This is a genomic window from Pedobacter sp. 22226, from assembly GCF_052045455.1.
GTDB classification, from domain to species: Bacteria; Bacteroidota; Bacteroidia; order Sphingobacteriales; family Sphingobacteriaceae; genus Pedobacter; species Pedobacter jeongneungensis.
This window is the reverse complement of the sequence record NZ_JBQEPB010000007.1, coordinates 301074-318029: the sequence shown is the minus strand read 5'-3', so window position 1 is coordinate 318029 and position 16956 is coordinate 301074. Positions and strand designations below refer to the sequence as shown.

Here is a 16956-nt window from a genome sequence, read left to right as displayed (position 1 = left end):
CCGACCAACAAAACCCCAACCAACAACAAAAAAGCCATCTCCTTTACGAAGATGGCTTTACCGGGATGTTAATTGTATTCTATTTTTTGGTTACTTTAAATTCAGTTCTTCTGTTTTTAGCCCTTCCGTCGGGGTTATCTTTTTTCTTGCGTCTAACGATGATTTCGTTTGGTGCAATTGGCATCGACTCGCCGTAACCTTTAGAGGTCATCCGGGAAGCGGCAATTCCTTTGCTCTCTAAATAATCGGTACAGGATTTTGCCCTTCTGTTTGATAAATCGAGGTTGTACTCATCTGTGCCGATATTATCAGTATGTGAGCCTAATTCGATTTCCATTTCGGGATTATCTTCCATAATCGGGATGAGGAAGTCGAGCACTTTTTTAGATGGTTCGGTTAACTCGGCGCTGTTAAATTCGTAATAAACATTATCTAAAGCGATTGGAATGCCCAATTTGAAAGGACTTAGGCAGTAATCTTTATAAATTAAAGTATCTGCTTTTGCCAATTCTTCGTAAGCATAGTTTTTGGTAACGGCAAAATAATTGTCTTTTGCGAAAAGCAATTTGATTGGTCTTTTCGAATCTACTTTAAATTTATAGACGCCATCGGTACCGGTAACAACTTTTTGCGGACCTTCTGCATTGTTAAGCGTTACGTTTGCGCCAGCCAAAGGCAATTTGGTTTTACAATCGGTTAGCAGGCCAGAAATTGATAAATATTCTTTTTTTACTTCGAATATTTCCAAACAGCATGATGATTCGCGGTCGGAACTGATGTACCCTTTTGTGCCTTTATCATCGGTTGCGGTGAAGTAAATATCGTCTTTTGATGAATTGAAAGGATAACCCATATTTTTTGGGGTGGTCCAATCAACCAGATCGCCTTCTGATTCAAAGAAATCAAGGCCACCAAAGCCTATTCTTCCATCGGTACTGAACAATAATTTTTTGGTTAGGGTATTGTAGTAGGGTGCACGTTCATCATCTTCGGTATTAATAGTGGGACCTAAATTTACTGCCTGACCCAATGAACCATCTTCGCGTATGGCACAATACCAAATATCGAACTTACCGTAACCCCCACTTCTATCAGATGAAAAAAGAAGAAATTTACCATCACTGGTAACAAAGGGTTGCGATGAGTTAAAATCTTTACTGTTTACCTGTAAGCCCACTGCCTGCGGATCAGACCATCTATCGCCGGTTTTTTTAGCACTGTAAATGGCGTATTTATCTTTATCTTTCCAGGAGGTGAAATAAAGTGTATTTCCATCTGGTGTAAAAGCAGCAGCTGCAATTTCGGTACCCCTTGCAAAATTGATATCAAGCTTCTTAACAGCAATATCTGCTGTATTTAAATCACCTTTGGCCGAATAAATATTATTGATAAATGGATTAGCTTTGGTTGATACCTGAACTTCGCCACCGGCTTCGGTTTTAACCATGTCTCTTTTGGTACCTACGGCAACCGGACGTGATGAGGTGAAGAAAAGCTCGTTGTTTATTTTTACCGCAGCATAGTTAGAACCAAGGCCATTTACATTAGCCGGAACTTTTTTGATCTGCACCATGCGTGGGAAACGCATTTCTTCGATGGCAAACTTACAAGATTCGATTTCCTTTTGTGCTTCTTTAGCTAAAGGATCGTCACCATTTTTTTGAATAAACTGCTGATAAGTATCAATGGCAAGGTTAAATTTTTTATTGGCCCTTAAGCTTTCTGCATAATAAAACAATGCCTTCCTGAAACGGGTATTGGTAAAAGTACTGGCTATGGCATAATATTTTTCGGCTTCGTTAAATTCACGGTACAGCCTGCTCGATTCGGCAAGGTTATAAATCGATCCTTCATAATCTTCTATCACTTTATCATCAGCCGCTGATTTTCTTTCCTTGCCATAAGGTAAAATGGCCTGGGTACTATCGCCTGTAATTTTAAGGGCTTTTTTATAAAAGGTAGATGCAGCATAGTAATCCTTATTTTCGAAATAAGTATCAGCAACCTTTTTATAATTTACCACATACTGCGCGTTAGCAAAACCGCCAAATGCCACTAATAAAATGAGTAATATTTTTTTCATCTTTATAAATTATTAATCGTTTTGCTATCGTTTTGAACGCTAGCTCGGTTTGTTAGCACTGATGATAAAGATTATAAACGCGGACAAAAGAAGTTTGGCCCGATAATTCCATTACGTCCAATTAAAGATACCGAAAGCTCTAAACCGCCATTACTGTTTGATGCACGGTTGAAAGTAGACGTGTTCACATCGTAACTCAGCCCGAAAACCATGTTTTTCAACTGCAGGCCAACAAAGGCGATTGCAGCATCTTTATTACGGTAATTACCGCCAAATAAAATGTTTGCTGATGGATTAACGTTTAATTGTGCATACGCCCCTAACGAAACCTCGTTGGTGTTACCCTGATACATAAATAATGCATTGGGTACTATATCCAGCAGTTCGGAAGCTTTGATCCTTGCACCACCATGCGCGGTAAAGCGAACAGGGATACGTGAATTGGTACCAGAGAAACGGTCCATAGGCCGGGTTAAGTGCGCTGCACTGGCGCCTAAGAAAACGTTTACGCTTTTGTTTGGATTGCCATCAAAGAACATGATCCCTGCGTTTACATCGGGCACCAGTGAAGACTGCGATGAAAGGGTTTCGCCGCTCATCATCCCGCCATCGTAACCTGATGTTGGATTAAACTGATTCCCAAATCTGGCCTGAGAGAAATCGAAACTGCGGTTAATTACCCCGGCCTGTAAACCAAAGCTTACCATCTGCAAACCTTCGGCACCAAACCTTAAACGGTACGAACCCGATACCAGGGCAGAAAGGTAGTTGAAATCCAACTCCCCTGCCCTTTGGTTTAAAATGGTTGCACCAAAAGCGAAATTCTTTTTCGGGGCGAGATCAAAAGATGCACCACCCGTTAAGAAAGAACTGTTAAGTGCACTCCATTGCTGCTTAAAGTTTACAGTTGCGCGGTAATCGCCGTCTATTACACCCGTTAAGGCGGGGTTAAGGTATAAGGGATTTGCATAATACTGTGAAAAATGCGGATCAGTTTGTGCAAAGGATTTAGCTGAACAAAGCAGTAATCCCAGCACCGCAACATATATTTTTAAAGCCGGTAGTATTTTCATGGTCTTTGATTTTATCTGTTTATTATTAATCCTCTTCTTTATCTGATCAGCGTTATTGTACCTTTTCTCAATGTGGTTGTTCCGTCGGTAAAGGTTACACCAACCATATATACATAAACCCCGATTGGTTGATTTACCCCTTTAAAGGTTCCATCCCATCCATTTGCTACGTTATCTGACTGGAAGATTAACTGACCCCATTGTGTGTACACACTCATTTTAGCGCTTGCGATGGTATTGCCGTAGATTAAGAATATATCATTCTTACCATCGTTATTCGGTGTAAACGCATTTGGTATGTAAATCTGGTTTCCAAACGGATTGGTTGCTTTACCTGTTACTGAACCGTTTGCACTGGTTTGGCAATCAAGTACTCCTTTAGCCCTAACCGAGATACTTACACTTTGATCAGGTTTTAAGCCTGTAACAAAGTAGGTTGTTCCGGTTGGTCCGTTTGTTGGATTGATCCAGGTTAAACCATTATCCAGCGATACTTCGTAAGCTGTAGCACCTGCAACCGCAGCCCACGCAAAGGTGATGCTGTTAGGTGTTGTGGTTTGTACCACTACATCAGGTTTAGCCAGCACAGGAAGCACACTTACTGTAACAGGCGTTCTGCCCGGACTTGCACAACCACCCACAGCTACAGCTTCTACATAGTAGATGGTGGTAGCGCTTAAGTTTGGCGTGGTAAAGGTTATACCTTCTGCCAGTACCGGACCATTAGAGCTTGCAGCATACCACCTGTACACTAATCCGGTTACCGGATTATTTACCGTTAATATGGTCGAGCTGCCTGCGCAAAGTGTTCCGTTTGCAGCTGTTACTGATGCTGGTGCAACTGGTACCGGTAGTGCAGTTACATTTACCGGTGTTCTTGATGTTGATACACAGCTTCCGTTTGCACCCTCTACATAATAAGTAGTGTTTGCAATAACAGCTGGTGTTGTAAAGTTTACGCCAGTGCCTACCGGTGCGCCACCTGCTGCGGCAGTGTACCAGTTATAAGTAACCCCTGTTTGAGGGTTGGTAACTGTTAATACTGCAGGGCTTCCTGTACATACACTCACTGATGATGAAGCTACAGTTGGTACGGTTGGTTTGGCATTTACGGTAACGGTTACTTTAACGCGGCCACCGTTGTTGTTACATCCGCCTGTACCAATTGCCAATACATAGTAATCTGTTGTGGCAGTTAAAGCAGTAACATTATAGCTTGTGCCCGTGAATAATAAATTACCACCAACTGCTGCATTGTACCATTCGTAAGTAACACCTGCCTGTGCATTGGTTACTGTCAGGGTTGCACCATCACCTGCGCAAATGCCTCCGTTCGGAGCAGATACCACAGGATTGTTTGGCAATGCATTTACAGTAATGGCAATCGCCCTTGCTGTTGCTGCAGAACTTTCGCATCTGTTATCACCTTTAACGGTTACATAATAGGTTGTATTTGCAGTTAACACCGGGGTAGTAAATACCGGACCAGTAAACACGACTGTATTTAAAGTGGCATCACTGTACCAGGTAAATATCGGGTTGGTAACTGTTGTGCTGGTTGCGGCCAATGTTGCGGCTGCATTTGCACAAACCGATGTTGAACCATTTACCGTAATATCTGTTGCGCTGGCAACCGGATTAACTTTAATGGTTACCGCTACCGCGTTTGCAGCAGTATTTTCACATTTATTAGTTCCTTTAACAGTTACATAATAGGTTGTGGTAGTGCTTAACACCGGTGTGGTAAATATTGGTCCGGTAAAGGCCACACTGGTTAGTGAAGCATCGTTGTACCAGGTAAATACCGGATTGGTTACCGTTGTACTGCTGGCATTGATTACTGCTGTACCCGATCCACATACGATTGCCGGAGTTGATAAGGTAATATCAGCAGCGGTTGCGCCTGCATTTACTGTAACAGTAACCACTTTTGCATTTGCAGCAGAACTTTCACATCTGTTATCACCTTTTACAGTCAGGTAATATTTAGTGGTTGCAGTTAATGCTGGTGTATTGAAAGTTGCACCTGTAAATACCGGGGTTGTTAAGGCAGCATCGCTGTACCAGGTAAATACCGGATTGGTTACGGTAGTAGTGCTGGCTACCAAACTGGCTGATGAGCCTGCACAGATGGTTGCATCTGCTGCGGTAACATCAGTTGCCGAAGCTACAGGATTAACCACCACATTTACTGATTTAGCCGTTGCTGCACTGTTTTCGCACTTGTTGTCGCCTTTTACCGTTACATAGTAAGTGGTGTTGGCGGTTAACGTTGGTGTAGTAAATACTGCACCTACAAAGGCTACATCAGTTAAAGTTGCATTGGTGTACCAGGTAAATACCGGGTTGGTTACGGTTGTGCTGCTGGCGGTTAATATTGCTGCAGAACCTCCGCAAACATTTGTTGAACCATTTACCACAATATCTGTGGCAACTGCAATCGGGTTAACCTTAATGGTAACTGCTGCAGCATCTGCGGCACTGTTTTCACATTTATTGGTTCCTTTTACGGTTACGTAATAAGTGGTGGTAGTGGTTAATACCGGTGTGGTAAATATTGGTCCGGTAAAGGCCACACTGGTTAACGAAGCATCGTTGTACCAAGTAAATACCGGATTGGTTACTGTTGTAGAGCTGGCATTGATTACTGCTGTACCCGATCCGCATACCAAAGTTGGTGTTGATAAGGTAATATCTGCAGCTGTTGCAGCCTGGTTCACATTAACCGTTACCACTTTAGCGGTAATTCCTGAATTTTCACATTTGTTATCGCCTTTAACCGTAACATAATATTTAGTGGTTGTGGTTAATACTGGCGTTGCAAATGAAGCTCCTACATAAGCTACCGAAGTTAAGGCAGCATCATTGTACCAGGTAAAGGTTGGGTTGGTAACCGTTGTGGTGCTGGCCACCAAAGTAGTACCCGATCCTGAGCAAATGGTTGCATCGGCCGCGGTAATATCAGAAGCGGTAGCCACCGGACTAACGGTAATGGTAATTACCCTTGCCGTACCAGGTGCATTCTCACATTTATTATCACCTTTTACTGTTACATAATAAGTGGTAGTGGTGTTTAATGGTGGTGTAGTATATGTTGCACCAATGAAACTTATATTGGTTAAAGCAGCATCACTATACCAGGTAAATACCGGATTGGTTACTGTTGGTGAAGTTGCACTCAACACTGCCGATGAGCCTGCACATGCTGTTGTACTTCCGTTCAGGATAATATCGGTAGTGGTAGCCAACGGATTAACCGTTACAGTAACTGCTTTCGCATCTGCTGCGGTGTTTTCGCACTTATTGGCACCTTTAACACTTACATAATAAGTGGTAGTGGCCGTTAAACCAGTTACAGTAAAGGTTGGACCAGTAAATACCACACTGGTTAATGAAGCATCACTGTACCAGGTAAATACTGGTTGCGTTACCGTGGTGCTTGAAGCCATTAACATTACAGTAGAACCCGAACAGATTTGGGCATTGCTTACCGCAATATCTGCTGCGGTAGCAAAATCTTTAACCGTTACGGTAACTACTTCAGCATTGGCTGCAGAATTTTCACATTTGTTATCACCTCTTACGGTTACATAATAAGTAGTAGTTGCATTTAATACCGGTGTAGTAAAGTTTGGCCCTACGTAAGCTACTGTTGTTAAAGCTGCATCGCTGTACCAGGTAAACACCGGATTGATTACTGTGGTAGTTGAGGCAGATAATGCTGCGGTTGATCCTTTACAGATCGAAGTAATTCCGCTTGCGGTAATATCAGCATCTGTTGCAGCCGGATTAACCGTTATGGTAATTGGTTTTGCTGTTACCGCGGTGTTTTCGCATTTGTTATCGCCTTTAACCGTTACATAATAAGTGGTTGTGGCATTAAGTGCCGGCGTAACAAAACTGGTTCCGGTAAACGCTACCGAAGTTAAGGCAGCATCATTGTACCAGGTAAATACAGGATTGGTAACTGTTGTACTTGTTGCAGTTAAGGTAACTGAAGAACCACCGCAAATGGTGCTTGTTCCAGCTAAGTTAATATCTGTTGGGCCTGCAACCGGATTTACCGTAATGGTAACCTCTTTTGCATTGCCCGCTGTGTTAGGACATTTATTTGTTCCGCCAACAGTAACATAGTATTTCGTTGTTGCTGTAATGGCCGGAGTAGTAAATACTGCACCTACAAAAGCAACCTGTGTTAAAGCTGCATCGCTGTACCAGGTAAATACCGGGTTGGTTACTGTTGTGCTGGTTACAGTAAGTACTGCGGTACCAGAAGCACATAATGAAGTTGATCCAGTTACGGTTAAATCGGTAGCTAATGCTGATGGATTAACCGTGATAGAAACTTTTGTACGGGTTGAGCTCGGACAAGCTGCACCACTTACGGCTTCTACAAAATAATCGTAGGTTCCTGCCGCCAATGTTGCAGGCGTATTAAAGCTGCTGTTGTTGGTTACCAACATGTTTCCGCCAACTGCTGCATCGTACCAGTTGTAAGTAATACCTGCAACTGCCTGCACACTTAAAGTAGCCGATGTACCGATACAGGTTGTAGCCGGATTGGTTGTTGACGGAACAGGCGCTACTGCCGGTGGCAATACGGTTACTGTTATTTTAGTACCTAAAGTTTCGCAACCATTGGCTGTTGCTGTTACCGAATAAAGGTAATTATCAGCCAATAATGCCGGATCTGTTGTGAAAGTTGGTCCGTCTTTTCCTGCCTGATAAGTGGTGCCGATGTACCATTTGTACACTACACCTGCCTGCGGGTTCTGCACGCTTAATGTGGCAGATGAACCCTGACAAACACTTACCGCATTCGACGTTACTACCGGAGCAGTGATTACCCTTTGTGCATAATCTAAATTAACAGAGGTTAATGCACCAAGCAAACCTGAGTTTAACCTCAGTTCGGCCCCATCAAACCTGCTGGTTGGTACGAATGTTAATATGGCCGATGTTCCGCCTGATAATAATTGTAAGTTGATTAATGGGTTAGATACAGAAACTGCATCGTTATTGCTGGTTGTACCCTGGAAAGTTGTTACTGTTAAGTTGTTTAACACCCCTACCGAAAGCAAAGTTCCTGGTGTTGTAATTTTTACCCTTAAAGTATCGCCTACATTTGACAGGCCAGTAAAACCAACCTGGTGGTAAACAGATGCGCCCAATAAGCCAACCGGGATAACCAGGCTAGATCCTGTATTAATATCATTATCAACCGCAAATGTTGGGTTATAAACACCTGCCAATAATGCTACACCCGTTACACCGCTTGCTACTGTAGTGGTTGCCGCGCCGCACGGGGTAACCACAGGGTTGCCGTTAGGCACCACCGTTACGGTTACCGTTGCCCTGCTGGTTGCAGTACATCCGCCAGGAATGGTCGCCTCCACATAATAAGTAGTGGTGGTGCTTAATTGTGGCGTTACATAAGTTTCGCCAGTATATACCGGAATGGTTCCGTTTGCAGTAGTGTACCAGTTAATGGTTGCTCCTGCTGTGCTTGATGTTGCTTTTAATACCGCAACAGAACCTTCACTGATGGTGATTGATGGCGGCGTAATTACCGGAACATCAATCGTTCCAAGCACAATTTTGCCTTCAGTTCTGGTTGATGAAGTACCGCAGCTGTTAACCGCAGCTACAAAATAACTTCTGTCGGCCGTAATTAATGGTGTGGTAAAGTTATCACCTGTAAATAACACAGTCGTAGAAGTTGCCGTATCGTACCAGTTATAAGTTGTGCCTGCAACCGGGTTTTTAACCTGGAAGGTAACTGAAGTGTTAGGACAGGTATTAACCGCTGCCGAAAGGAGATCAGGAGTAACCGGAGCAGGGTTTGTGGTCACGTTTACTACTGTTTTATAGCTCACACAACCTGTTGCAGATACTGCAGCCACATAGAATTTAGTATCACCGGTTAAAACAGGGGTGGTAAATATAACACCGTCTCTACCGCTCAGATAAGTTCCGGTAGCATCGTACCACCTGTAAGTTAAACCTGCTGATGGATTGCTCACCTGCAATTGAGCGGTTGAGCCCACACAAGCAGTAACATTAGCAGATGCTACAGTTGGTGCAACCAGAACACGTTGTGCATAATTTAAGTTGATTGATGTTAAGGCACCCAATACACCTGAATTTAACCTTACTTCTACTCCATCAAATACATTGGTCGGAACAAAAGTGATTAAGGCCTGTGTATTACCGCTCAACAACTGAACATTTAATAAATTATTGTTTAACAATTGCGAATCGCCATTGCTGTTCGTTCCAACATAAGTGGTGACAGTCGCATTGCCCAATAATGAAAGTGACAATAGTTTTCCTGGCGAGGATACCAATACACGTACGGTATCGCCCACAGTAGATAGTGATCCAAAACCAACCCGCTGATAAACCGATGCGCCAAGTGCGCCAACCGGCATAACCAGTGATGAGGCTGTTTGGGTATCGTTATCGATAGCTAAAGCCGGGTTAAATACACCTGATAATAAGGCTACACCGGTAACGCCGTTAACCTGTGTGGTAGCTGCCTCGCAAGGAACAGGATTTGGCGATCCGTTACCATCAACCGTAATGGTTACCTGAACGCGGCTCGCCGAAGTACAGCCATTGGTAGAAACCGATTCTACAAAATAAGTGGTGGTAGCCAGTAACGGAGGGGTAACATAAGTTGCTCCTACATAAACCGGTGTTGTTGAGGTATTAGAAGTGTACCAGTTGAAAGTATTGGTTGGATCAGCAGAGGTTGCTGTTAAAATTGCGGTCTGTCCTGGACTCACGGTAGATGAACTTGCAGTGACAACAGGCAACACCGGACGAGGATTAACCGATACCGCAGCTGCAGTACGTGCCGCACTGGTACAGTTTCCTTGCGATGCTTCTACATAATAAGTAGTTGCCGCTGCTAAAGCCGGAGTTTGGAATACCGAACCGGTGAATACCAGATTACCAGCTATTGCAGCATCGTACCATTTGTAAGTTACCGCCGGATCAGGGTTAGCAACCGATAAAGTAGCTGAAGATCCTTCGCACACATTGGCAATGGTTGCCAATACCGGAGTAGCTAATGCTGGTGTAACGGTTACAGTTACCGGAACCCTGGTTGCATTTGCGCAGGTTCCTTTGCTTACCTGGATATAATAAGTAGTGGTAGCAGTTAAAGCTGGCGTAGTAAAGGTTTCGCCAGCGGCCAGTTGTGTTCCGCCGGTTGGCGCATCAAACCAGGCCAATGTTGTGCCACCGTTTGCAGTTGCAGTTAAAGTTGCTGTGCTTCCCGCGCAAATGGTTTGTGCACCTGCTGTTACGGTTGGGTTAGGATAAATGATGGTTGCGCCATAAACATCTAAACTGGTTACTGCAGAAACTAATGCACCGAAGCTCACCTGTACCCTATCGTAAGCACCGCCTGCCAATATAGTCGCAGCAAAACGGTTGCCCGAAAGCAACTGAAGATTTAATAATGAAGAATTTAACTGAACTGTTCTCACCACTGTGGTACCGTTCATTACATTTAAGGTAACATTACCCAATGCGGTTAAATCCAATAAACCACCTGGTAAGGCTAAATCTAAACGAATGCTATCTGTAGCCGTTCCAGCTGATGGGAAAATTAATTGCTGATATCCCGAAGCACCCACACCTACTGAAAGCGATATCCTGGTAAAGTTAGATGGATCTGCATCAGTAGAATTTCCAGGATTGGTTACGCTACATAATAAGCAGATTCCGGTGATACCAGAGTTTTGCGAATTTGCAGCATTACAAGCTGTACCGCCACTGTTGTTTAATACGGTAACTGTTACCGCAACACGGCTTGCGCTTTTACAACCACTGGCATTTGTAGTTTCTACATAATAAGTTGTAGTTGCGTTAAGTACAGGTGTGGTAAAAGAAGTACCAGCTCCTACCTGTATTCCGCCTGTAGCAGCATCGTACCATTGGATGGTATTACCAGCATCGGCGGTAGCTAATAAAGTAGTAGACTGACCAGCATTGATCACCTGGCTGTTGGTGGTTACCGTTGCAGGCGTTGCCGGTGGATTAACGGAAACATTTACAGCAGTTCTGCTACTCACCGCAGTGCCGGATACTGCTTCTACATAATATACGGTTGGTGAGGTTACCGCAGGTGTTACAAAAACACCTGTATTATTGGTTGCTAATGGGGTATTTCCTGTAGATGCATACCAGTTATAAGTTACACCTGCCTGTAAATTGCTAACACTTAAAGTAGCCGGACTTCCTGAGCAAACTGTTGCCGCAGCAACTACCGGAGCGTTTACGGTTACGTTTAAGCTGTAAGCTGTAGTCGCCTTATTACCATTTGCATCTGTTGCAGTTAAAGATATAGTATAAGTTCCACCTAAAGTTGGTGTTCCTGTTATTTCTCTTGTCGCGGTATTAAAACTTAATCCCGGAGGAAGACCGGTTGCCAGATAAGTATATGGTGCAGTTCCACCGGTTACTGCTGGTAAAGTTTGTGTTGGATAAGCCGTACCTACAATACCGTTCGGTAAAGTTGCGCCAGGTAATGTAAGTACACCAATTACTTTAAGTGCATAAGTGTTACTTGCTGTTCTGCCTTCACTATCTGTAGCGGTAACACCGATCGAATAATTTCCGGCCTGGGTAGGTGTACCCGAAACCTGTCTGGTGGCCGGGTCAAAAGTTAATCCTGCCGGAAGATTGGTTGCCACATAAGTATAAGGACCAACACCACCGGTTGCTGCTGGTAAGGTTTGCGTAGCATATACAGTTCCTTCTGTTCCGTCAGGCAAAGTTGCTGCCGGTAACTGTAAAGGATTAACAATGTTTATGGTATAATTACTGGTTGTTGTTTTTCCATCGGCATCGGTAACGGTTACCGGCACCGTAAAAGTTCCTGATTGTGTAGGTGTTCCTGTAATTGTTCTGGTAGCAGGATCGAAGGTTAATCCCGGAGGAAGACCAGTTGCCGAATAAGTATAAGGCGTTGATCCGCCCGTTGCAGATGGAATAGTTTGAGGCGTATAAACGGTTCCTGTGGTTCCATCAGCTAAAGTTGCTGGTGGTAAAACCAATGGATCAGTTACTTTTAAGGTATAGTTAGCCGTAATGGTATTGCCATTGGCATCGGTTACGGTAACCGGTATCGTAAAGGTTCCGGTTTGAGTCGGTGTACCTGTAATTTCTCTTGTTGCCGGGTTAAAAGCCAATCCCGGAGGAAGACCTGTAGCCGAATAAGCATAAGGACCGGTTCCACCTGTTGCAGCCGGAATACCATTTGTTGTATAAGCCGTTCCGGTTACACCATTAGGCAAAGCGCCCGGGGCCAGTGCCAGTGCTGGTGTGGTTGTTAAGGTAAAAGTTGCTGTTGTGCTGCAGCCTTTGCTATCGGTTACCACCACATCAAATGTAGGGTTACCGGTTGCAGTTGGTGTTCCGCTTACCAATCCACTTGTAGATAAAGTTAAGCCTGCCGGTAAAGTGCTGCCCGAAGCCAGAGCATAGGTATAACCTGGTGTGCCTCCTGTTGCCACCGGAAGTTGTTTGCTATAAGGAGAAGCAATTGTTGCATTGGTTAAAGTTGTGCCTGCAAATATAATTGCCGGATTAACGGTAATGGTTACCGGAACCCTTGTAGTATTAGAACAAGTGCCTTTGCTTACCTGAACATAATAAGTGGTGGTAGCGGTTAAAGCCGGAGTAGTGAAGTTTGCACCTGTACCCACCTGTGTACCGCCTGTTGGCGCATCAAACCAGGCTAAAGTAGTACCGCCATTTGCAGTTGCACTTAAGGTTGCGGTACCGCCCGAACAGATCGATTGCGCACCAGCGATAAATGTTGGATTAGGATAAACTACGGTTGCACCATAAATATCTAAACTGGTAACTGCTGAAACCAAGGCACCAAAGCTCACCTGAACCCTATCATAAGCGCCACCCGCCAAAACAGTTGCTGCAAAACGGTTGCCCGATAAAAGTTGAAGGCTTAATAATCCGCCGTTTAACTGTACAGTTCTTACTACTGTAGTACCATTTAATACGGTAACTGTTACATTATTTAAAAGTCCAACATCAGCTAAACCGGTTGGTAAGGCTAAATCTAAACGAATACTATCAGTAGCTACCCCAACTGAAGGGAAAATTAATTGCTGATAACCATTTGCGGTAACACCTACAGCAAGAGAAATCCTGGTGAAGTTGTTCGCATCGGCATCTGTTGAGTTACCTGCGCCAGTAACAGCACATAATAAACAGATACCATTTATACCTGTATTCTGACTGTTGGCGGCATTACAAGCAGTTGCACCACCACCATTAATTACGGTTACCGTTACCGGAACGCGGCTTGCGCTTTTACATCCGTTGGTACTGGTGGTTTCAATATAATAAGTTCTGGTTGCTGTTAAAGCCGGTGTAGTAAATGAATTTCCTGACCCTACCTGGGTACCTGCAGTTGGTGCATCAAACCAGGCAATGGTATTACCGGCATCAGCTGTTGCAGTTAAAGTTGTGGTTTGGCCAGCGTTAATTACCTGATTGTTGGTAGTTACTGTAGCCAAGGTAGCTGGCGGATTTACCGAAACACTAACCGATGTTCTTGCACTTACAGCCGTTCCGGAAACAGCTTCAACATAAAACACAGTTGATGAGGTAACCACAGGCGTTGTAAAGGTACCGTTGTTGCCAGTGGCTAATGGTGTACTTCCGGTAGAAGCATACCAGTTATAAGTCACACCAGCCTGAAGGTTGCTTACCGTTAAAGTAGCCGTGCTTCCTGTACAAACTGTTGCAGAAGCTACCACAGGATCATTTACCGATACTGCTAATGCATAAGTAGTAGTGGCTTTATTATTATTTGCATCAGTAGCCGTTACCGAAATGGTATAACTACCACCTTGTGTTGGCGTGCCGGTAATTTCTCTTGTAGTTGGGTTAAACGATAATCCCGGAGGAAGACCAGTTGCCGCATAAGTATATGGGCCAACACCACCGCTTACTGCCGGTAAGGTTTGTGGCAGATAAGAAGTACCCACAACGCCGTTTGGCAAAGTCCTGGTTGGCAAAGTTAACGTTCCATTTACCTTTAATGGGTAATTATTACTGGCTGTTTTACCCTGGCTATCAGTTACCGTTACACCAATGGTGTAATTACCTGCCTGTGTTGGTGTACCGGTAATTTCTCTTGTAGCAGGATTAAATGATAATCCGGCAGGAACACCAGTTGCAACATAGGTAAACGGACCAACACCGCCTGTTGCAGCCGGTAAAGTCTGCGTAGCATAAACTGCTCCTTCAGTTCCATCAGGCAAGGTTGCCGCTGGTAAAACCAATGGATTGTTTACTGTAATGCTGTAATTGGTGGTTACCGTTTTGCCGTCAGCATCGGTTACCGTAACAGGTACAGTATAAGTTCCGGCAGTGGTTGGGGTACCCGTAATGGCTTTGGTAGCCGGATTAAAAGTTAAACCCGGAGGAAGTCCCGTTGCCGAATAAGTATAAGGCGTGGTTCCTCCCGTTGCAGTTGGGATAATCTGCGTGGTGTAAACCGTTCCTGTTGTTCCATCAGCCAAAGTAGCGGTTGGCAACAATAAAGGATCAGTGATTTTTACAGTATAATTTGAAGTAAGGGTATTCCCGTTTGCATCAACAACCGTAACTGGAATATTGTAAGTTCCGGGTTGAGTTGGTGTTCCGGTAATCTCTCTTGTAGCCGGATTAAAAGTTAAACCCGGAGGAACACCAGTTGCTGTATAAGTATATGGCCCTGTGCCGCCAGTGGCAGCCGGAATAGTCTGCGTTGGATAAACCGTTCCTGTTATGCCGTTTGGCAATGCACCCGGCGTAAGTACCAATGCTGTGGTAACCGTTAAACTATAATTTGCAGTTGCTTTACAGCCTTTGGTATCAGTTGCTACAACCGAAAAAGTATAAGCATTTGCCACCGTTGGTGTTCCGGTAATTACCCCTGCTGATGATAAAGTTAAACCTGCTGGCAGTGTACTACCTGCCGCTAAAGCATAAGTATAAGGTCCTGTTCCACCTGTGGCTACATCGAGCTGTTTAGAGTAAGCAAAGCCCGGAGTGGCATTGGTTAAGATAGCTCCGTTAAAAATAATCTGTGGGTTAACCGTAATTACAACCGGCACCCTGGTCGATTCTGTTGTACACCCTATTCTTCTGGCAGCAACATAATAAGTTTTGTTGGCCGTTAATGCCGGCGTGGTAAATGTACCATTGTAAGCAACGGTTTGTAAGGCGGTTCCACCTTCTACCACATCGTACCAGATTAATTGGTTGGCACTTGAGGTTGTGGCAGTTAAAGGTACTGTAGTGTTGTAACATGCAGCAATGGCATTACTTGCCGGTGCGGAAAAAGTTGGTCTTGGTGCCGAACGGGTTGCACCATAAACATTAAGCGTTTGGGTAAGGTTTACGGTTAAAACCGATCCTAAGGTAACTTTTATCCGGTCGAATACCACTCCTGCTCCCGGAGAAAAAGGTATGGTTACCGGCTGACCGCTATTTAATAAGCCAAGTAAATCAAGATTCAATGTAGTTGGAACCGATCCGGTATAAACCTGGGTGTTTCCGTTATAAGCCGTTATCGAAATGTTCTGTAAAACTCCGGCGGTTAATAATGCTGGTGTAGTACTGAACCTGAGGTTAATATCATCACCAGGATTTGAAGGCGTTGTAAAATAAAAATTTTGGCTGATGGATGAAGCCACGCCAAGTACACCTAAACTTAATGTAGAAAAATTATTTGGATCGCTATCAATCGCCCTTTCACTATTGGTTACACCCGAACTGCCCAGTTGTAAAGCGTCAAGCGTTATTCCTGTTCCCTCATAACCTGTGCTAAATGCCTGTGCACAAGGATCGGTACCCGAAACATAAAATGCATTGTAAACCCTGGTACTGTTGGTTACCCCTAGTAAAACCGCATTGGTAACGTCTTTAATATATATACGGTCATATGCCTGTGTTGGCGTTATGGCCACATAAAAGAAACCATTGGCATCTTTTACAATCCTGATATTATCTGTCGAGAAAGCCGCTGTACTACTGCCTGTTAATACAGTTGAGGCACCGTTTCTGGCTCCTACCTCGAACGAGTGGTTGCCCAGAACTACCGTACCACCCACGTTAGCCAGCAGGCCGCCTAAACTTCCTCCCAGCAACCTGTTCAGGATGTCTCCGTCAAAATCTATTCTGATGAAGGAAGTTATTCCCGCATTAACCGCAGCCGGATATCTTAATTCCAGCTCGCCGCTGTATCCACCAATACCAACAGCAACTCCGCCATACGAATTTACCGTAGCGAAGGTGTTATCGTTCAGTGTAGCGTTGTTCGCATTATCGACCCTGCTTTGTGCAGATACGGTATTCGCAAAAACTTTTGTTTGCGCATACGATTTTGAGTAGAAGAGCGTTAATAGAATGATGACTGCAACACAGGTATTGCGGATTATCCCTATTTGGGACGAAAAAGTAGGAGTTTTCATCATGTCAGGCGTTATTTAGAAGACTTACTATGTGGGATGCTACTGTTAGGTAATTATTTTTTCAGGGGCATTATATAATTATGACAAATCTATATCTAGAATAGCTACCTATCCTATCCATTGCTATTCATTTTTATGAAATGCGTTTCATTCATTTTATTCATACAGACCATTCTTCGTGAATAGATTTCTTCAATTGTGAAATTATGATGACATTAGCGCTAGTCATCCCATCAGTCAATTCATGAACGCTAACGATCTCCTTATCGAACTCAGGAAGTTTGTCCTAATAAAATCTGGT

At 44.0% G+C, this 16956-nt stretch carries 3 protein-coding genes; all 3 read right to left on the bottom strand.

Annotated features, from left to right (window positions below):
* Positions 1-79 precede the first annotated feature (79 nt).
* The 3 genes from ACTJKC_RS17695 to ACTJKC_RS17685 all read right to left on the bottom strand — a co-directional run bounded on the left by ACTJKC_RS17695 (position 80) and on the right by ACTJKC_RS17685 (position 16658).
* A complete protein-coding gene (locus ACTJKC_RS17695) occupies positions 80-2083 on the bottom strand; it encodes an OmpA family protein (RefSeq protein WP_440793954.1) in 2004 nt (667 codons plus the stop codon).
* A 71-nt stretch (positions 2084-2154) separates the two neighbouring features.
* The gene (locus ACTJKC_RS17690; protein WP_344852604.1) at positions 2155-3156 is read right to left on the bottom strand and encodes a PorP/SprF family type IX secretion system membrane protein; all 1002 of its coding nucleotides are present in this window, start codon (positions 3154-3156) and stop codon (positions 2155-2157) included.
* Positions 3157-3194: 38 nt separating this feature from the next.
* On the bottom strand, positions 3195-16658 hold the full coding sequence (locus ACTJKC_RS17685; RefSeq protein WP_440793952.1) for a putative Ig domain-containing protein: 13464 nt from the start codon (positions 16656-16658) through the stop codon (positions 3195-3197).
* Between the last annotated feature and the right edge of the window lie 298 nt (positions 16659-16956).